The 21,215-nt window shown below is 33.3% G+C and carries 13 protein-coding genes, 2 pseudogenes and 3 riboswitches; all 15 genes and pseudogenes read left to right on the top strand.

Features of this window, described 5'->3' with window-relative positions:
- The first annotated feature begins 5 nt into the window (after positions 1-5).
- Positions 6-1,529: an aminotransferase class I/II-fold pyridoxal phosphate-dependent enzyme gene (locus HGI79_RS10480; protein ID WP_185650638.1), complete on the top strand. Its 1,524-nt coding sequence runs from the start codon at positions 6-8 to the stop codon at positions 1,527-1,529.
- 151 nt (positions 1,530-1,680) lie between these two features.
- Positions 1,681-1,812, top strand: a riboswitch (SAM riboswitch).
- A 272-nt stretch (positions 1,813-2,084) separates the two neighbouring features.
- Positions 2,085-3,614, top strand: coding sequence for a nitrogenase component 1 (locus HGI79_RS10475; RefSeq protein WP_185650637.1), 1,530 nt, complete (start codon positions 2,085-2,087; stop codon positions 3,612-3,614).
- Positions 3,615-3,643: 29 nt separating this feature from the next.
- A complete protein-coding gene (locus tag HGI79_RS10470; RefSeq protein WP_185650636.1) occupies positions 3,644-4,999 on the top strand; it encodes a nitrogenase component 1 in 1,356 nt (451 codons plus the stop codon).
- Positions 5,000-5,042: 43 nt separating this feature from the next.
- Positions 5,043-5,143, top strand: a riboswitch (SAM riboswitch).
- A gap of 279 nt (positions 5,144-5,422) precedes the next feature.
- Positions 5,423-5,602, top strand: a pseudogene (locus HGI79_RS22780) (ABC transporter substrate-binding protein); the annotation flags it as partial.
- Positions 5,603-5,671: 69 nt separating this feature from the next.
- Entirely contained in the window at positions 5,672-7,141 is a 1,470-nt protein-coding gene (locus HGI79_RS10465; protein WP_185650635.1) for a nitrogenase component 1, read from the top strand.
- Positions 7,141-8,457 carry a nitrogenase component 1 gene (locus HGI79_RS10460; RefSeq protein WP_185650634.1) on the top strand — a complete coding sequence of 439 codons (1,317 nt, stop codon included), beginning with the start codon at positions 7,141-7,143 and terminating at the stop codon, positions 8,455-8,457. The genes HGI79_RS10465 and HGI79_RS10460 overlap by 1 nt, the downstream gene beginning before the upstream one ends.
- A gap of 39 nt (positions 8,458-8,496) precedes the next feature.
- Entirely contained in the window at positions 8,497-9,426 is a 930-nt protein-coding gene (gene cysK / locus HGI79_RS10455) for a cysteine synthase A (RefSeq protein ID WP_185650633.1), read from the top strand.
- Positions 9,427-9,462: 36 nt separating this feature from the next.
- Positions 9,463-10,366: pseudogene (locus HGI79_RS10450) on the top strand (ABC transporter ATP-binding protein).
- Between the two features lie 162 nt (positions 10,367-10,528).
- Positions 10,529-10,645: riboswitch (SAM riboswitch) on the top strand.
- Between the two features lie 340 nt (positions 10,646-10,985).
- The gene (nifB, locus tag HGI79_RS10445) at positions 10,986-12,353 is read left to right on the top strand and encodes a nitrogenase cofactor biosynthesis protein NifB (RefSeq protein ID WP_185650632.1); all 1,368 of its coding nucleotides are present in this window, start codon (positions 10,986-10,988) and stop codon (positions 12,351-12,353) included.
- A gap of 107 nt (positions 12,354-12,460) precedes the next feature.
- Entirely contained in the window at positions 12,461-13,801 is a 1,341-nt protein-coding gene (locus tag HGI79_RS10440; RefSeq protein WP_185650631.1) for a nitrogenase component 1, read from the top strand.
- Positions 13,802-13,856: 55 nt separating this feature from the next.
- Entirely contained in the window at positions 13,857-15,356 is a 1,500-nt protein-coding gene (locus HGI79_RS10435) for a nitrogenase component 1 (RefSeq protein ID WP_185650630.1), read from the top strand.
- A gap of 122 nt (positions 15,357-15,478) precedes the next feature.
- Entirely contained in the window at positions 15,479-17,767 is a 2,289-nt protein-coding gene (locus HGI79_RS10430) for a cation-translocating P-type ATPase (RefSeq protein WP_185650629.1), read from the top strand.
- A 409-nt stretch (positions 17,768-18,176) separates the two neighbouring features.
- Positions 18,177-19,235, top strand: a complete 1,059-nt coding sequence (locus HGI79_RS10425; RefSeq protein ID WP_185650628.1) for an ABC transporter substrate-binding protein — start codon at positions 18,177-18,179, stop codon at positions 19,233-19,235.
- Positions 19,236-19,349: 114 nt separating this feature from the next.
- Entirely contained in the window at positions 19,350-20,144 is a 795-nt protein-coding gene (locus HGI79_RS10420; RefSeq protein ID WP_185650627.1) for an ABC transporter permease, read from the top strand.
- 17 nt (positions 20,145-20,161) lie between these two features.
- Positions 20,162-21,070: an ABC transporter ATP-binding protein gene (locus HGI79_RS10415; protein ID WP_185650626.1), complete on the top strand. Its 909-nt coding sequence runs from the start codon at positions 20,162-20,164 to the stop codon at positions 21,068-21,070.
- Positions 21,071-21,215: the final 145 nt, after the last annotated feature.

Raw genomic sequence — 21,215 nt, 5'->3', positions numbered from 1 at the left:
TTATTATGGCTGTATTAAAATATAGAGAGGCGTTGAATGATATTTCTTCATACACCCCAGCAAAGTCCCTAGAAGAAATTGAACGAGAATTAGGATTAAATAAAATTATAAGACTATCTGCAAATGAAAATACTATGGGGTGTTCGCCCTCTGTACAAGTAGCAATAGAGGAAGCTTCAAAAAACCTATATCTTTATCCAGACGGTTTTTGCAGACAGCTTAGGAGTAAATTAGCAGAAATAAACAACGTTGAGCAGGAACAGCTGATTTTTGGTAATGGTTCTTTTGAATTATTGTCTTTGATTGCTCAAGCCTTCATTAATGCTGACGAGGAGTCTATTATACCAGAACCTACCTTTGGATGGTATAAGGTAGTTACCTTATCAATGAATGGAGTTATCGTAAGTGTTCCTTTAGAAAATCATGCAATTAATCTGGAGCATATAAAAAGCAAGATTACGGATAAAACAAAAGTAATATGGCTATGTAATCCTAATAACCTAACAGGAACAATTTTTGGAGAAAAACAATTAGAAAAATTTTTGGAAGAAACACCTTCAGATATAATTGTTGTATTAGATGAAGCTTATGATGAATTTACAACAAGTGATGATTATCCTGATTCAATAAAACTTATAGATAGGTATCCTAATGTAATTATTCTAAGAACTTTTTCTAAAGTTTATGGACTTGCATCTCTAAGAATAGGTTACGGTATTGCTAATTCAGAACTCATAAGCTACCTTAATAAGATAAGACTACCTATCAATGTCAATGCAATAGCTCAAATAGCGGCTCTTGCAAGCTTATATGATGAAAGTGGAAAAGTTACTGATTTTAATATACTTAATACATCCCCCAAGCTTGTTTTAGCGGATACTAGAATAATTGCTAATGCACCAGTAAGATACCTTAACGCTGGTATAGGTGATACTATAGTAAAATGGTATGAAGCAGCTCCTAATTCTATAGAAGGAAATAATGATATTTCGCTGAGAATTGGTTTGCAGACTGCAAAGCTTGCACTTGATATATTGCATAATAGTTCAGTATCAGCTGCAAAGGAAATAGAAAAAAATCATGTAAACAAAGAAGTAAGCGAAGTAATAGATGCTATTATAATACTGGCTGATCTTGTTGGAAGTATTAATGGAGGAAATCATAGAGCCGCAATAGCTCATGCAATTCATAACAGCTTAACAGCTATTCCAGAAACCCACGAAAGTCTTCACGGAGAAAAAGTAATATTCGGGTTAATTGTTCAGTTTATATTAGAGGGTAAGCTACAAAAAGAAATAGAAGAGCTTATTGATTTTCTTAACTTATTAAATCTTCCCGTTACGCTAGAACAGTTAGGAATAAAGGATTCAGTACCTGAAAAAATTGCTAATGTTGCTAACGGAGTAAATATAGCAGCAGAGGAATTGGACAAGATAAATTTTGAAGTAAATAGTAACTTAATTGAGCAGGCAATTATAAAGGCAGACCAACTTGGGAAAAGTAGGTTGAAAATACTATTACAAAGTTAGATTAAGGTAAAAAAGGATATAGGGAAAAGTTAGGTGTAATGGATAAAACTTATTTTTTAGGTATTGACAGGGATAAATGTTTCCAATATAATAATTATATGTTATACAGCACGTATAATTATTAGAAGTTTTTGTAAACTTAATATGTATATTCTTATCAAGAGAGGCGGAGGGACTGGCCCTATGAAACCCAACAACCGGCATTTATATTTACTTTAAATGTATCGGTGTTAATTCCTACAGAGTAAATAGTACAATTTTGTACTATACTGGAAGATAAGAAAAGTAGTAGTTTTGTGAAATGATTTTTCGTTAACGAAGGCTATTTTTCTTAGGTTTAGGAAAGATGGCCTTTTAAATTTAGTTAATATGACCATATAATACAGTTCTGGGATTATAAATGATTAATTATTTTCTCTAGAAAAAGTAAATATGGCACAATTTATAAAATTTTTTAGTTGACCAGAAACACTGGAGACTAAGTTGTCTTAATTTTATTGAGATAACTTAGTCTTTGTTTATTTTCAAAAAATTTATTTAAAAGGAGGACACATAATGAAGAAGAAAATTAATCTAAATACTCCAGTAGTACAAAGCCGTGAACAGCGTCTTGGCACTATAATTGCATGGGATGGTAAAGCATCAGATTTGGCACAGGAATCGGTTAACGCTCGTAGAGGTTGCGGCGGTGGTGATGGGAAGAAATCATGTAAACTTTGCGAATTTAGGGGACCTTTTACCCAAGGATCAGTTTGCAGTGAGCAGATGGTAGAATGTCAAGCAGGTCATGTTCGTGGTGCAGTGCTCATTCAACATTCGCCTATAGGATGTGCAGCAGGTCAAGTAATATACAACTCTATATATCGTAATGGTCTTGCAATGCGTAATTTACCTGTAGAAAATATGCATGCAATTTGTACCAATTTACAAGAGGGTGACATAGTATTTGGAGGAATTAAGAAACTTGAACAGACTATACGTGATGCTTGGGAACGTTATAATCCAAAAGCAATATTTATTGCCGCTTCCTGTGCTACTGGAATCATAGGTGATGATATAGATAGTGTGGCAAGCAAATTTGAGAAAGAATTAAATATTCCTGTTATTCCTCTACATTGTGAAGGATTTAAATCCAAACATTGGAGTACTGGATTTGATGCAACACAGCATGGAATTGTACGTCAAATTGCACGTAGAAATCCTAAAAAACAAGAAGATTTGGTGAATGTTATTAACCTGTGGGGATCAGATATATTTAAACCAATGTTAGCAGAGTTAGGACTAAGAGTTAACTATGTCATTGATCTAGCAACTGTAGAAGACTTGGAACAAATTTCAGAAGCAGCGGCTACTGTGGGTTTTTGTAACACTCTGTCCTCATATATGGCAGCAGCCTTGGAACAGGAATTCGGTGTTCCGGAAGTTAAGGCACCACAACCATACGGTTTTGCGGGAACAGATGCATGGCTTCGTGAGTTAGGTAGGGTAACTCACCGTGAAGAACAGGTAGAAGCTTATATAGCTAAAGAACACGCAAGAGTAGCTCCACGTATAGAAGAGCTGCGCAAATTATTAAAAGGCAAAAAAGGCTATGTTGCTACTGGTTCAGCTTATGCCCACGGATTAATTGCCGTACTTAGAGAATTGGGAGTTGAAGTTAATGGATCATTAGTATTTCACCATGATCCAATTTATGATAGTGGTGATCCACGACAAGATTCTCTTGCTCATCTTGTGGGCAACTACGGAGATGTACCATCTTTTAGTGTCAGCAATCGTCAGCAGTATCAGTTCTATGGATTATTACAGAGAGTGAATCCAGATTTTATTCTTATTCGTCATAATGGTTTAGCACCATTGGCATCACGTTTGGGTATTCCAGCTGCTCCATTAGGTGATGAGCACATTGCTATAGGGTATCAAGGAATTATTAATTTAGGAGAATCTATTCTGGATATTCTTGCACACAAAAAATTCCATCAGGATTTGGCTGCTCATACTAAGCTCCCATATAAAAAATGGTGGTTAGATCAAGAAGATCCTTTCCTATTAGCAAGAGAATCACAACTATCTAAGGCTTATTAATATACTACTTCAAAAGGAGTGAATAAATTATGTTAACAAATGCAATTAATATAGAAAAGACCAATTCAATTCAACAGGTTCGTTATGTTTGCGCTATTGCTGCTATGCATAGTGCTTCTTCAATACCAAGAGTAATTCCAATTACCCACTGCGGTCCAGGTTGTGCGGATAAACAGTTTATGAACGTTGGATTTTATAACGGTTATCAAGGTGGTGGATATGGAGGAGGAGCGGTAGTACCTAGTGTTAACGCTACAGAGGAAGAAGTTGTATTTGGAGGAGAAAAACGACTAAGCGGATTAATTGAATCTTCTTTGAAGATTTTGGATGCAGATTTATTTGTGGTACTTACGGGTTGTATTGCAGATATTGTGGGAGATGATGTAGGAGCTGTAGTAAGTAAATTTCAGGAAAAAGGAGTTCCTATAGTATTTGCTGAAACAGGTGGATTTAAAGGAAATAACTTTACAGGACATGAACTGGTTACTAGAGCTATTATAGATCAGTATGTTGGCGAGTATCATGGACCACGAGAGCAAGCTTCAGTGAATGTATGGTCCTTACTGCCATATCACAACACTTTTTGGAGAGGAGACCTTACTGAAATAAAAAGGATTCTAGAAGGTATAGGTTTAAAGGTAAATATCCTTTTTGGAAAGGAATCACAGGGTGTATCTGAGTGGAAAAATATACCTAAGGCACAGTTTAATTTAGTGCTTTCTCCTTGGCTTGGATTACAAACTGCTAAACATTTAGAAGAAAAATACGGTCAACCATTTTTGCATGTTCCTGTAATTCCTATTGGAGCAAAGGAAACTACTTCCTTCCTACGTAAGGTGGTTGAATTTGCTGGACTTGATTCTGTAAAGGCAGAAAGTTTTATTGAAAAAGAAGAAGCCAGTTATTATCGTTATTTAGAAGATTTTTCAGATTTCTATGCTGAATATTGGTGGGGACTACCGGCAAAGTTTGCGGTTATCAGTGATAGTGCTTATAACCTTGCGTTAACTAAATTTTTAGTAAACCAATTGGGTTTAATTCCAGGAAAACAGATTATTACAGAAAACCCACCTGAGGAATATAAAGAATTAATACGTGAACAGTATAAAAATATTGCAGAAGATGTTTCAACGGATGTTGAATTTGAGGAAGATACCTATAGAATTCACCAAAAAATTCGTCAAGCAGATTTTGGTCATAAACCTCCAATTATCTTTGGTACTACTTGGGAGCGAGATTTAGCTAAGGAGTTGAAAGGTTCCATAGTTGAAGTTAGTTTCCCAGCATCATATGAAGTTGTTCTATCCCGTTCATATGTTGGGTACCGTGGTGCACTTACTCTGTTAGAGAAAATTTATACTACGGCAATAAGTGCTAGTGCTTAGTAGTTTAATTTAAGTAGCCAATTGTAATGAAGTATTAGCTATTTTCTTATCTAGAGAGGCGTAGGGACTGGCCCTAAGATGCCCAGCAACCTGAATTTATTCAAAGGTGCTAATTCCAGCAGGTATATACTTGGAAGATGAGGAACTAGGAGAGATTAAAACCTTCTTGTAACTTATCTATAAGAAGGTTTTTTATATTGAATAATGTTTAAGGATTAAGTTGACTAGAAAACTAGAGGCTAAATTCTCATAATGTGAGAGTTTAGCTTTTATTATTTGTGCATCCAGCAAAGCTGGAACATGCTAACTGGTGAAAGTCCAGTGAAGGTAATTACCAAGAAGTCTTGTAGCCAATCACAATGCGTAGTAGAAATACTGGCTATGAAGCGTGAGAGTAAAGTAACCTAAAAGGGTGCCAGTGAAAAGGATGTAGCTGGAAATGTATACCCTGATCAAAAATGGATTAAACCAGAACAAATTGATTTTTGGATTAAGTTAGCAGAAAAAAATAAATTAGCTAACTTTGAAGTTCCAGGTCAAGTAAAAGCAGAGGAGTTATTCACTAATGACTTAAATCCATATTATACTGGAGAACTTAAATAAAAAACTACGTAAGTATTTATTGAATATAAATTTTATTTTATAAAATATATAAAAATAGGGGGAAAAAGAATGACAATTAATTTGCAGCGTGCGGAAGCACCTATTAGAGAAAATAGACTTAAATCAATTGTTGGATACAAAGGCACTATAAAAGATTTAGTACAACAATCTAAAGAAGGTTGTTTAAAAAATGGGAAGAGATGCTTTAGTCAGACCACCAATTGTAGTTCGGGTTGTGCACAAGGATATTTATCCCGCATAGTAGATGCAGCTATTGTAAATCATGCTCCCATTGGATGTGCTGCTGATGTTATAGGAGAAAATACTAATTATCAATGGGGAGAAAATATTAGAAATTGGGAACATGATAATGTTAAGGTTGTTAACACTAATATGACAGAAGGTAGCACTGTTTTTGGTGGATCTGAAAAGCTTAAGGAAGGAGTAAGAGAAGCTTATAAGAGATTTAATCCTAAGGCTATATTTGTAACTACCTCCTGCGCCTCAGGTATTATTGGTGATGATGTTGAGAGTATCTTACAAGAGGTAGAAAAAGAGATAGGTATTCCAGTAGTACCAGTTTTCTGTGAAGGATTTAGATCTCAAATTTGGGCTTCAGGTTTTGATGCAGCATTTCATGCTGTGTTAACACGTATAGTAAAGGCACCTGAAAAAAAACGTCCAGAATTAGTAAATATGATTAATTTTAATGGAAGTGCTAGAGATACTATAACTGAAATTTTTGCTTGCTTGGGTCTTGTACCACAGTTTGGAATACCATTTAGTACAATTGAGGAAATATCAAGGATGTCTGAAGCCGCAGCTACTATAAGCATATGTAGTACTTTAGGAGGTTACTTCGGTAATGGATTAGAACAAAAATATGGAGTTCCTTATGTGAAATCTTTGCAGCCTCATGGAATTGCTGGTATGGACAGCTGGCTTAGAACATTAGGAGAGGTTGTTGGAAAAGAAAAAGAAGTTGAAGAATATATAAAAGAAGAAAAGGAACGTATAGCTCCCGAGTTATCAGAAATACGAGAAAAACTTAAAGGAAAAAAAGTAGTAGTAGGGATGGGCCCTAGTTTCTCTCATAACTACATTAGGCTTTTGGAAGAATTTGGGCTTGAGGTTATATGGGGTATATCATGGCATTATGATTCGAAATATGATCACGGTAGTTGTCCAGAGGCCACATTAGAGTTATCAAAAAAAGAAAGAGATATACCTATAAGTGTTAGTGATCAACAAAACCATGAAGTATTAAATTTATTAAACAAGTTAAAACCTGACTTATATATAGGAAGACATCCAGGTTCATCTGTTTGGCCAACTAAAATGGGTATTCCTACAATTATGGTAATGGACGAATATAGTGCTTTTGGATATCAGGGTACTATAGACTTTGGGTATAGAATCATTGATGCACTAAGCAACAGAAGTCTTGCTCGTAATCTTTCTAAAAGAATAAAACTTCCATATACAAAATGGTGGCTTGAGCAAGATGCATTTGAGTTTTTAGAAAGCGAGGCGAGATAATGGCAAACGTAGTTGAACAAGCGAGACACGTATGTACTCTTGGAGCTTATGAATCAGTGTTAGCTATTAATAGAGCAATACCTATATTGCATGCAGGACCAGGGTGTGGAGCAAAATTATGGACTACTTTAGGATTGCAAAATGGATGCCAGGGTTCAGGTTATGCTGGTGGACATTCAATACCATGTACTAATTTTTCAGAAAAAGAGGTTGTATTTGGAGGAACAGAACAATTACGTAAAGTCATTTCAAACACTTTACAAGTAATGGATGGAGATTTGTTCGTAGTTTTAACAGGATGTACATCAGATATCGTTGGAGATGATGTAGGTGAAGTGGTGAGAAATTTTCAAAAACAAGGTAATCCTGTGGTTTATGTTGAAACAGGTGGATTTAAGGGTAGTAACTTAGAGGGGCATGAATTAGTTTTAGATGCTATTATTGATCAATATTTAAAGCCACAACAAGGCATAGAAAAGGGTCTAGTGAACATCTGGTCTGTGGTACCATATCAAAATACTTTTTGGGCTGGTGATATAGAAAAAATAAAGGAATTAATTTCTTCTATAGGTCTAAAACCTAATATTATATTTGGACCTGAAGGTGGAATAGAAGAATTAAACAAAGTGCCAAAAGCTGAATTTAATTTACTTATATCACCTTGGGTTGGGCTTAAAAATGTTATTCATTTAAAAGAAAAGTTTGGCACTCCCTATCTGCATTATCCAGTTCTTCCTATAGGTCCTACGGAAACTTCTAAGTTTTTAAAAACTGTTGCAGAGTTTGCAGGTATAAAAGAAACTGTTGTAGACGAAGTAATTAAAAAACAGGAAAACAGGTATTATTATTATATAGAAAGAGCATCAGATGTATTGTTAGAAACTCGTTTAATGCCAATACGGTTTACAACCATAGCAGACAGCATTTATTCTCTAGGGATTTCAAGATTTTTAATAAATGATTTAGGATTGTTGCCAGAAACACAGTTTATTACAGATAACGCATCAGAAGAATATCGTCAGAATATATCAGAAGAATTTAAAAAGTTTGTAGATAACATAACTGCAGAAGTAATATTTACAAATGATGGAGGAGATATTCGTGAAAGATTAAAGAGTATGAAATTTAGAAGTAGACCTTTAATTATTGGAAGTGCTTGGGATAGAGCTATGGGTAGAGAGCTTAAAGCATATCAGCTTTCTGTATCAACCCCAATAAGTGATAGAATGGTATTAAGTCGCTCTTATGTTGGCTATGAGGGAGCTCTACGTTTAACAGAAGATATATATTCCGTAGTTTTAGAGGATTTCCAATAGGTTGCTATAGTCAAAAGAAAATTTTAGGAGGGAAAGATTATGTCTAAAATATTAAATAATATAACTGAATTAATAGGAAATACACCTTTAGTAAAATTAAATAAATTTGCTTCTGCAGCTGAGGGAGATGTAATAGCTAAACTGGAATATTTTAACCCAGCAGGTAGTGTTAAGGATAGAATTGGATATGTAATGCTTAAGGATGCAGAAGACAAAGGGTTGATAAATAAAGATACAGTGATTATTGAGCCAACTAGTGGGAATACTGGTATAGCCTTAGCTTTTGTTGCAGCAGCTAAAGGTTATAAGCTCATCCTTACTATGCCTGATACAATGAGTTTAGAAAGACGTAATTTGTTAAAATCCTACAATGCTGAATTGGTTTTAACTCCAGGCGCAGAAGGAATGAGAGGAGCTATACGTAAAGCAGAAGAGCTAGCAACAAAAATAGAAAATTCATTTATACCACAGCAATTTAAAAACCCTGCTAATCCCGAAATACACAGAGCTACTACTGCAGAAGAAATTTGGAGGGATACAGATGGAAATATAGATATATTAGTTAGTGGTGTTGGTACTGGAGGAACAATTACAGGTATTGGGGAAGCAATCAAACAGAAAAAAGGTGATGTTAAAGTTGTTGCAGTGGAACCTTTTGATTCGCCTGTGTTGTCAGGAGGAAATCCAGCACCGCATAAAATCCAAGGAATAGGAGCAGGTTTTATACCAGATGTACTAAATATAGAAATAATAGATGAGATTTTTAAAGTAAAAAATGAAGAAGCTTTTGAAGCAGCTAGAAGACTTGCTAGTGAAGAAGGGATTTTAGTGGGAATTTCTTCTGGTGCTGCTGCTTTTGCGGCGCTGCAAATAGCTAAAAGAACAGAAAATAAAGATAAAAAAATTGTAGTTATACTTCCAGACACTGGTGAAAGATATTTAAGTACAGAACTATTTGCTCAGAAATAAGAACTTCAAATTTAAAAAAAGGAGGATATCATATTTATGAGTTATGAAAGTATATTAGATGTGGGTTTGACTTCTAAAGAAAATAAAGGTGTAAAAGATAAAATTGTTGCAAAAAATGTAGGGCTTGTATATAACTTAAAAAACTCTAAATTAGCAAAAAAGGAAGAATTTGTAGCTGTTAAAGATTTTAATCTTAATGTGAGAAATGGGGAATTTATTTCAATTGTTGGTCCAAGCGGATGTGGAAAATCAACTTTTTTAGATATAGCCTCTGGCTTGGTTACAAAAAATACCGGTGAAATTTATATTGATGGGAAGCTTGTAAAAGGTCCTGCACTAGACCGTGGTATAGTAATGCAAGGTTATGCTCTTTTTCCTTGGAGAACGGTCCAGAAAAATGTTGAATTTGGATTAGAAATAAAAAGGATAAAAAAAAGATAGAGCAGAAATAAGCAAAAAATATATTGAATTGGTAGGTTTAAAAGGCTTTGAGTCAAGATATCCTCATGAACTGTCTGGTGGCATGAGGCAAAGAATAGCTATTGCTAGGGCTTTAGCTTATGATCCTGAAGTACTGCTTATGGATGAACCTTTTGCTGCTGTTGATGCTCAGACAAGGGAGTCTCTGCATGTAGAATTGCTTAGAATATGGGAGAAGACAAATAAAACTATAATATTTGTTACCCATAGTATTGAAGAAGCAGTTTTTTTATCGGATAGAGTAGCTGTAATGACAAGGAATCCAGGTACTGTTAAAGAAATTATTGATATTAATTTGCCAAGACCTAGAGATAACGGAGATTTAAGATCATCTACAGATTTCAGTTTGTTGAGACATAAAATATGGGAGTTGCTTCAAGATGATTCCAAAGAAACTAAAAAAACCGTACAAAATTCAAAGAATGTAGCACAGGAGATATCTTCTTATGCAACATTATAAAAAAAAGAAGTTATTTATGGAAGGCACAATAGTTAATAAAAAACTTATTTAAATATTTTGGGTATTGACATGGAATAACATATTTAGTATTATTTATATAAAGTATATATTTACTATATCTTATTAAGCGTTTTAGTTTTTTATAAAAATTAAATATGATTGTTCTTATCAAGAGCGGTGGAGGGACTGGCCCTATGAAGCCCGACAACCGGTACCTATTATTAGGTGTAGCGGTGTCAATTCCTGCAGAATAGTTTTTACTAATCTGGTAGATAAGAAAAATAGTAGTTTTATGGAATAAATTTTGTTAATGAAAGCTATTTTTCTTATTTAGAGAAAGATAGCTTTTTATTTTTATGAAAAATCCTTAACTGTAGATATGAAAGCCATTTGGTAATAAAGATTTTTAAAAATAACTTGTTAGTTGCAATATTATATTTTATGATTTTACATTAGTTGATCAGAAAGACTGAAGACTAGTAAACTGTTTTACAGTGGATAGCTTTGGTCTTTTTTATTTTATCTAAAAAGATAACTAATTTAATAGCTTTCATAATTATGATATAAGGTCATTAATTTAAAGAATAATTATATGAAGTAGGTATAGGAGATGAATATAATGTCAGTAAATCAATATGAACTAAAAAATATTCAAGAAAAAACAGCCTCACACCCTTGCTATAACCAAGGAGCTCATCAATATGCTAGAATGCATATACCAGTAGCACCAAAATGTAATGTTAGCTGCAATTTTTGTAGTAGAAAATATGATTGTGTAAATGAAAGTAGACCTGGTGTAACAAGTGAGGTTTTAACACCAGAGGAAGCACTTGAAAAATTTAAATTAGTAAAGAGCAAAATAAATAATTTAACAGTTCTTGGCATAGCGGGGCCGGGAGATCCTTTAGCTAATTTTGATGAAGTTAAAAAATCTATTGAGCTAATTAGAGAAGAATCTCAAGAAACAACCTTCTGTTTATCTACTAATGGATTAATGTTACCTTTTTATGCTAAGGAACTAGTGGAGTTAGGAGTTTCCCATGTAACAATAACTATAAATGCAGTTGATTCTAAAATAGGTGGCAAAATTTATAAATGGATTAACTACTTGGGAAATAACCTTACAGGAGAAGAAGCAGGAGCTACACTTTTAAATAATCAATTATCTGGACTTAAATATTTAACTTCTAAGGGAGTTATTTGTAAAGTTAATATTGTAATGATTAAAGGTATTAATGACCAGCATATTCCAGACATAGTTAAAAAGGTTAAGGAATGTGGAGCTTATGTTACTAATATAATGAGAATGATACCTGTAGAAGGTAGTGTATTTGCAAATCTATCTAGTGTTAGTAATGCTGAATTAAATGAAATGAGAAAAAAATGCCAACTAGATCTAAGACAAATGTATCACTGTAAACAGTGTAGAGCTGATGCTATAGGTATTTTGTCACAGGATATTTCTGCAGACTTTAGGGATAAAGGTTGCGAAAGTAATGGTTGTGGAAGTAAAGGGTGCGGAAGTATAAATAAATTAAAAGAAAAAGATATAGAGAGAATTGAAAATAATAAAGAAGAGAGTATTAAGGATGATAAAAAAGCATATAGGTTTGCTATATCAAGTAAATCAGGTATAAATATAGATCAACATTTTGGTCATGCATCGGAATTTTACATTTATGATTATATAAATGGTGAAATCAAATTTGTAGAAAAAAGATCTATAGATAAATATTGTAATGGAGTAGAAGAATGTGATGAGCATGAGGATAAAATTCTAAGAATTATAGAAAAGATAAAGGAATGTGATGCTGTATTAACCTTTAGAGTAGGTTTTGAACCTACAAAAAAATTAGTAGAAAAAGGGATACAAATATTTCAAATGTATGAGCCAATCAATAAAGGTATAGAAAAAGCAGTAGAATTGTTAAGAGCGAATGCTAATGTAGTTTTTGTGTCAAAAGATGTAAAGGAAACGAATTTATAGTTGACCAGAAATACTGGAGACTTAGATTTCTCAATGTTAACTCAGTGAGATATTCTAAGTCTATTTTGTTTATATTAAGAATTTTATTAATTAGGTAGGGGGATAACATGAGCAAATTTGTTGATAGACCCAGGTATACATGTGCTTTAGGAGGGGCTTTAGGTACAATTCGTGCATTACATCGAACTATTCCTATAATTCATGCAGCACCAGGTTGTGGTAGTAATCTTTCAAATGCAATAAGCCCAGGAGCAGGTCATTTTGGAAGCGGATACGCTTCAGGTATGTCATTACCAAGTTCTAATGTTATAGAAAAACATATAGTATTTGGTGGTGAGAAAAGATTAAAGGAGCAAATACAAACTACCCTTGAAATAATGGATGGTGATTTATATGTGGTAGTAACAGGTTGTATGGTGGAAATGATAGGTGATGATACTAAAAGTGTTACTGGTGAATTTGCTAATAGTGAAAAGCCTGTTTTAAATGTAGAAACAGGTGGATTCAAAGGTAACTCTTATACAGGCTATGATTTGCTTCTAGAAGCATTGTTTAAAGAATTTGTTATAAAAAAAGAGGAAAAGAAACAAGATGTAGTAAATATATTTGGTTTAGTACCAGGTCAAGATGCTTTTTATAAAGGTAATTTGAGAGAATTAAAAAGACTTTTAAGTAAGCTTGGGTTTAAAGCTAATACTTTCTTTGGAGAAGAGGAAACTTTAGAAGATCTTAAAAATGCGGGTGATGCAAGACTAAATATAATAGTTTCAGATATTTATGGAATTAAGCCTGCTAAGGTTTTTGAAGAAATACATAAGACACCTTTTATTTCCACTTCAATACCAATAGGGGCAAGACAAACTGCAGAGTTTTTACGTATTGTAGGAAAGGCATTAGATGTTAAAGAAGAAACTATAGAGAATGTTATAAAAAAGGAAAAAGAAATATACTACGACTATTTTGAAAGAATATCTGATATATTTAATGACATTGATTTTCAACGTTATGGAATTGTAGTCGGTGATTCAAATTATGTACCAGCAGTAAGCAAATTTATATCAGATGAATTAGGTTGGTTGCCTTCACTTGCTGTTATTACAGATTTTTTAACTGAATCTCAAGAACAGATATTGTTATCAAGATTTGAAAATTATGCATCAGGGCTTAAACCTAAAGTTTTCTTTGATACAGATACTTCAGCAGTAAGAAAATATTTAAAAGATATATGGCCTCAAAATAATGGTAGTAAATATTATGACTCTTTAGGGGCAGCAGTAATAATAGGAAGTGCTTTTGAGAGAGATGTTGCACAAGAATTTGGTTATCCACTTCTAACGGTTTCTTTCCCTGTAACTAACAGATCTGTACTAAGCAGGGCTTATGCTGGTTTTTATGGTGGATTAAACTTAGTGGAAGATTTAATAAGTATACACGTAAGTGGTAGATAGGGGGCTAAAAGATTAACATCTTTTAGTAAAGTATAAGAAATATAGGAGGGAAAATATGAATTATATAAATAATGAAAAAGCACCCGTTCGTGAAGATAGATTAAAAGCCATTAATGCTTTTGGAGGTAGCTGCAGTTTCCTACAAGATTGTGCCAAAAAAGGATGTCTCAATGGATATGAAAGAAGTTTTGGACAAACTCAAGGCTGTCAATTTACCTTAAGTCTTGCAATTATTAATACTCTTCGTAATTCAGTTATTATAATGCATGGACCAATAGGTTGCGGTGCTTCTAGTATAGGAACTCTAGGCACAAGCAAAACCTTTAAGCAGCTTAGGGATCCTAATGCCAATGGATTAATATGGTTAAATACTAATTTAGACGAACATGATGTTATAAATGGTGGAGAAAATAAGCTGAGAGAAACAGTGTTATATGCAGATAAAGAATTTAGACCAGATGCAATTATAGTAGCTAATGCATGTGTACCTGCATTAATAGGTGATGATGTGGAGTCTGTTTTATTACAGCTTCAAAATGAAGTATCAGCTACCTTAGTACCTGTTCATTGTGAGGGTTTTAGAACTAAAATTATGGCCACAGCATATGATTCTGTTTATCATGGTATATTAAAGAAACTTGTAAAGGACCCAGAAAGAGAAGAAAGAGTATATGAAGATGAATTGGAGCAGCTAAAGGAAAAATATAGATTAAGTCGTACAGTTAATGTTCTAAATGTTTCTTCAATGAGCAGACCTGATGAAGTTGAGCTTGAGAGGCTGCTAAACGCACTAGGACTTAAGGTGAGATTTTTACCATGTTATGCTGAACCAGAAACCTTTAAACATGTATCAGAAGCAGCATTAAATGTAAGTATTTGTGCTACGCATGATGATTACTTTATAAAACATATAGAAGAAATTTATGGTATTCCATTTGTATTAAAGACAATTCCTATAGGTAGAAAAAATACTGATATTTGGATTAAGGATATTGCTGCTTACTTTGGGCTTGAAAAAGAAGCAGAAAAATTAATTGAAAAAGAAAATAGAGAGTTAAATGAAGCCTTAGAACCTTATAGACAGACATTAAAGGGTAAGACAGCATATCTTGCTGGGGGAGAAATAAGAATATTATCTACTGCAGAACTACTTATAGATCTTGGCATAAAAGTTCTTGGTATGAAAGGATTCCATTATGATGAGTTCGCAGATCCATTATTAGAGGTATTGCCAGATAAAGAGAGAACTACATTCAATGCTGCTACAGGTCAGCCTTTTGAACTAGCTAACCTTATAGAAAGAGACAAACCTGACGTAATTATAGGACATTCGGGTGGTAATAGTATGGTAGCTAAACAGGGTATTCCTGTATTACCTTTATTTGGACCAACCTACAACTATTTAGGATATTCAGGTTCCTTTGAAATCGCAAGAAGATTGAATAGATTATTTAAGAATACTATGTTCAATAAAAATATTGCAGAAAATACAAAACTGCCTTATAAAAAAGAATGGTTTGAAAAAGAACCATTTCACTATATTAAGCAAAGTTAACATTTGTTAAAATTACAAAATAGTATTATACCTGCAGGTGGCTTTATCTACGACCTTTGGTAAGTTCCAGAGGTTGTAGGTAGAGTTTAGCAGATATTTAACTTTAAAAAGGGTGTGAAATAATGACTGAAAGTATTTCACTTAAAGTGTATGGTATGACATGTACACTATGTTCTCTCACAATTGAATCAACATTGGAAAAAGTTGAGGGTGTTAGTGGAGTCACTGTGAATTTTGCAACGGAAAAAGCAAACTTAGAATATGATAACGAAAAAATAAAATTAGATGATTTAAAGAAAAAGATTGAGTCATTGGGTTTTTATACTGATGAAAGTAAATTAAAAAATGTAAAAAAAGCTTTAACAATAAGTGAAATTCAAAGAAATAAATTAAGAAATACTCTTATAGTAGCTATTATTTTAACTTTTCCTTTAATTTTAGCAATGGTTTTGGGTGGTTTGGGATTTTGTCATGATACTTATGATCCAAACACAGAAACTCAATGGGGTAACTTTATTCAATACTTAAGATATAAAGCTAGTGGACTTCATGATTGGAGACTACAGATGGCACTAGCTACCCCAGTTCAGTTTATAATTGGTTTTAAATTTTACAAAAGTTCTTTTTATGCTCTAAAGGCCAAAAGTGCTACTATGGATTTATTAGTAGTTATAGGAACTACTGCTGCTTACTTCTATAGTGTATATGTTTCCTTGGTGGAACCTTATAGCTATATATTTGGAATGAAAAATATTTATTTTGAAGCTTCTGCTACTATTATTACTCTTGTATTATTAGGTAAATATTTAGAATCTATTGCCAGAGGGAAAACTTCGAGAGCTATACAAAGCTTAATGCAGCTTAGACCCAAAACTGCAAAAGTTTTAAGAGACGGTGTAGAAAAAGATATTCCTATTGATGAAGTGTTAGTTGGTGATATTGTTATTGTAAAACCAGGAGAGAGAATACCTGTTGATGGAGTAATTATAGAAGGTTTTTCAACTATTGATGAATCCATGATTACAGGAGAAAGCATACCAATAGAAAAGAAAGAGAAAGACTTTGTCACAGGGGCTTCACTTAATAAATTTGGAGCATTTAAGTTTAAGGCTACTAAGGTAGAAAATGATACTATGTTTGCAAGTATAATCAAAATGATTGAAAGAGCCCAAGAAGGTAAGGCTCCTATACAAAAAATAGCAGATAAAGTATCTGGGGTATTTATTCCTATTGTTTTATTGGTAGCTGCAGCTACATTCATAATATGGTTTTTCTTTATCTATAATCACCAGATTTTTATTATAGATAAACCTATTATTTATGCTGTTTCAGTGCTTGTAGTCTCTTGTCCTTGTGCCTTAGGGCTTGCGACACCAGCTGCAATAATGGTTGGTATGGGAAAGGGTGCACAAAACGGAATATTAATTAAGAATGGAGAGGAACTAGAAAGAGCATGTAAGATAAATGCAATGATTCTAGATAAGACAGGTACTATAACAACTGGAAAACATAAAGTTACAGATATTATTATATTTGATGAGGAAAAAAGCCTGTATGATGAGGATAGTCTGCTGATTCTTTCTGCTATAGCTGAGAAAAATTCAGAACATCCATTGGGAGCAGCAATATATGAATTAGGAAAAGAAAAGTTTGGTTCAGATATTGGAGATCCAGATAAATTTGAAGCAATTCCTGGTAACGGAGTACATGCGGTTATTGAAGATAAAACAGTGTTAATTGGAACAAAAAAATTTTTAGAGCAAAATTCAATTGATGTAACAAAGTCAATTGAAACATTGAATTCTCTTCAGGAAAATAGTAAAACAGTGATTTTAGTGGCTGTTAATAGTTCATTAGTTGGAGTCATTGCACTATCTGATACCATTAAAAAAAATTCTAAAGAAGTTATTAGTGCATTAGAAAATATGGGAATAGAGGTTTACATGCTAACTGGTGACAATGAGAAAACTGCTTTGTCAGTAGCAAAAGCAGTTGGAATAAAAAATGTTATAGCTGAGGTACAACCAGAAAATAAAGCACAAGAAATCTCTAAGTTAAAAAAAGAAGGAAAAATTGTAGCTATGGTAGGTGATGGTATAAATGATGCGCCAGCCCTTGCCACTGCTGATGTAGGATTTGCTATGAGCACAGGTACAGATGTTGCAATTGAAACTGCAGATATTGTTATATTAAGGGATGATTTAACATCATTAGTATCTGCAATAAAGTTATCTCAAAAAACATTGAGAAAGATTAAACAAAACTTATTTTGGGCTTTTATTTATAATTTAATAGGAATACCTATTGCTGTTTTAGGATATTTAAATCCTGTTGTTGGAGCTGTAACAATGTCCTTAAGTTCAATATCTGTTTTATTAAATTCACTGAGTTTGAAAAAATTTAAAGTATAAGTTTCTATACTTATATAATTATATTTTTAAAATATATTGGAATAATCAAAAATCATGCTAAGTTGACCAGATATACTGGAGGCTAAGTTTCTTTTTAAATTTGGGAACTTAGCTTTTTTATACAAAATTTTATTTGTATGGGTTTCTAAATTAACAACTTTACTTATTGAAATACATATGTTTCCAGTTAAAAGATAACATTTAGATGTTTTTTAATAAGTGTTAGTTAAAGTTTTAGTTTGGAATCATATAGAAAGTGAGGGTTGTGAAAAATAAGCAGAAATATTAAAGAGAAAGGAGAGAAATATTAACTCAAGTGTTAGTGAAATAGTAATTCAAATATTTGAAATGCATAAATCATTATTTTATTAAAACTAAAAATTATATTATATAAGGGGGAGTATTGTACATGTTAAAAAACAGAAAACAGAAAAAATTATTTTTATTAATTAGTGCAATTACAATAGCTGCAACTTTAGGTATGACTGGCTGCGGCAAAAATACTGCAGCAACAAGTGGTGGATCAGCAAATGCTTTAAAAGCTGACGCAGATGGATTGATTCCCATTAAAACATGGACTAGAGTAGATTGTTCTTCAACTCCGTGGATTGTTGCTGATAAGAAAGGATTCTTTAAGGAAGAAGGGTTAAAAATAGTTTATACTGGTGAAACTCAAGCTACACAGCAGATTCCATCTATTCTAAATGGTAACAATGATTTTGGAGGTTGGCATCCTAATACATTTGCAGTTGCTAAAGCTTCAGGTGCTCCATTAGTAGGTATTTCGCCAGCTGGAATAGAACCTGGCCCAGAAATTGATCCTAAATTCCGTCATATGTGGTGGTTTGTAAATCCTAAGAGTGGTATCAAATCTGTTGAAGATTTAAAAAACTATAAAAAAGGTCAAAAGCTTAAATTTTCTACAATTACTAACAATATTTGTGCAGACTTCCTTGCTAACAAAATATTAGACAAATATGGTATTCCAAGAGATAGAGTTGAATGGGTTAGTATGCCAGATGTTCAGGCAGTACAGGCTTTAAGTCAAGGGTTAGTAGATGTGGCAGGGGTTCATCCTCCATACTATAAAGCAATGCAAGATTCAGGTGCAGTGAAAATTGTAGATACATCTGAAGCTAATCTTGGTGCATCTGCAGGATTATCATTCTACGTTGTAAGTGAAGATTTTGCAAAGAAAAATCCTGATGTTGTTAAAAGATTTACAAGAGCTATGGCAAAAGCAGGAACATGGGCAAATGCCAATTATATAGAAGCTGCTAAGTTAACAGAAGAAGCTATACATCAACCTGTAACTGGCTACCATTACTATGCTACCAGCACTAAAATTGATGAAAGTTTAGTAAAACCATGGATTGAAGATTTAGAGAAGAATAATGTAATACCTAAAGATAAAATTACTGCTTCTAATCTTGTAACTCATGATTTTGAGGACAAAAATGAGAAATAAAGATAATTAATAAGCTTGAATTGTTTATATGGTGGAGTTTTTAAATGCTCCACCGAATATAATTTGTTTATTGCAAAAATTATACTTTTAATCATAAAAAAGGAGGACATATATATGGCAAGAAAACAAGAATTAACTTTAGCAGGAAAGATAAACGTAGGTTTTAGAAAATCTATAGCATTAATAATTTTTTTCGCACTGTGGCAGATACTCCCTAGTGCTGGTATAATAAATAGTCAATTCATACCATCAATATCAGATATCTTGACTACATTGGTAAAGCTAGCATCAACGGGTGAATTATTTACTCATGTAAAAGCAAGCTTATCAAGAGCTATGGAAGGCTTTGCTCTTGCTGCAGTAATTGGTATTCCTCTTGGTTTTTTACTTGGAGGATGGTTTAAAGTTTTAGAAGAACTTATTGACCCACTTCTTCAGGTACTTGCACAGGTAAATCCTTTTTCACTTCTTCCAATCTTTATTCTGTTCTTTGGAATAGGAGAAGTTGCAAAAGTAGCTATTATTTTCTGGGTTTCTGTATGGCCTATACTTTTTAGTACAATAAATGGTGTTAAAAGCATTGACCCATTATTGGTAAAAGCAGCTAGGGCTATGTCTACTCCTAAGCTCTTTCTTTTCTGGAAGGTTGTACTGCCTGGGTCAGCTAGTATGATATTTAGTGGAATTAGATCTAGTGTAGGTAGTTCATTTTTGATGCTTGTAGCAGCTGAAATGATAGGTGCAAGTGCAGGTCTAGGATGGTTAGTTTTAAATGCACAGAATAATTACCAGATATCTAGATTGTTTGCAGCGGCCTTCACTATTGCTGTACTTGGAATAGCTTTAACTAAAATTATAAATTTTATAGAGCGTAGAGTCATTACTTGGAAAGAGGATATTGCAGTTTAAGTTAAGGAGGGGTTAATATGAGTAGAAAAAATACAGTTAAAAAAGAAAATATCATATTGGATAAGGATGAGGCACAGGTAAAAATTGTGGCTAAAAATATTAATCGTTCTTATCATGTAAAACGTAAAGGCAACAACAAAGCAGAAGAGTTTATAGCACTTAAAGATTTTAATCTTGAAATACATGCTGGTGAATTTTTAACGATAGTTGGTCCAAGTGGATGCGGGAAATCCACATTTCTTGATATTCTTGCAGGGTTAGGACGTGCAGACTCTGGTGAAATATACATGGACGGAAAAGTAATTAAAGGCCCGGCATTAGATCGTGGCATAGTTATGCAAGGTTATGCATTGTTTCCTTGGAGAACTGTTCGTCAAAATATTGAATATGGATTGGAAATAAAAAAAATTCCTAAAAAAGAGCGAAGAGAAATAAGCCAAAAGTTTATTGAGTTAGTAGGTCTTAAAGGATTTGAAGATAGATATTCTTATGAACTATCTGGCGGTATGAGGCAAAGGGTTGCTATAGCTAGAGCTTTGGCTTATGACCCGGAAGTTCTTTTAATGGATGAACCTTTTGCAGCTGTTGATGCACAAACAAGAGAAACACTTCAGGATGAGCTTCTTCGAATCTGGGAAAAGACTAACAAAACTATAGTTTTTATAACTCATAGTATAGAGGAAGCAGTATTTCTTGGAGATAGAATAGCTGTTATGTCAGCAAACCCAGGTAGAATTAAGGAAATTGTGGAGGTGAACTTGCCTAGACCAAGGAAGCTTGGTGATATTAGAACAACTACTAATTTTAACTGGATAAGTCATAAAATATGGGAATTATTACATGAGAATGAAGAAAAGAAAACAGTAAAAAAGGTTATAACTGATAAAAGTGTTGCAGAGGAAATATCACCCTCAGCAAACTTATAATTATAAGGATAATGCCAAACTTTTTAATGTAGTTTTATATAGATAATCATGCCCGAAATTTAACTTACACGACCGAATATGCTGCCAAACTTCGGCACGTTAAAAACTTTTAATCAGTCTAAAGTTCGTGTTTTAAGCAGAGAGC

The organism is Clostridium sp. DJ247 (assembly GCF_014231265.1).
Note: the sequence above shows the minus strand (reverse complement) of the source record. Positions and strands in the feature narration are given on the sequence as shown.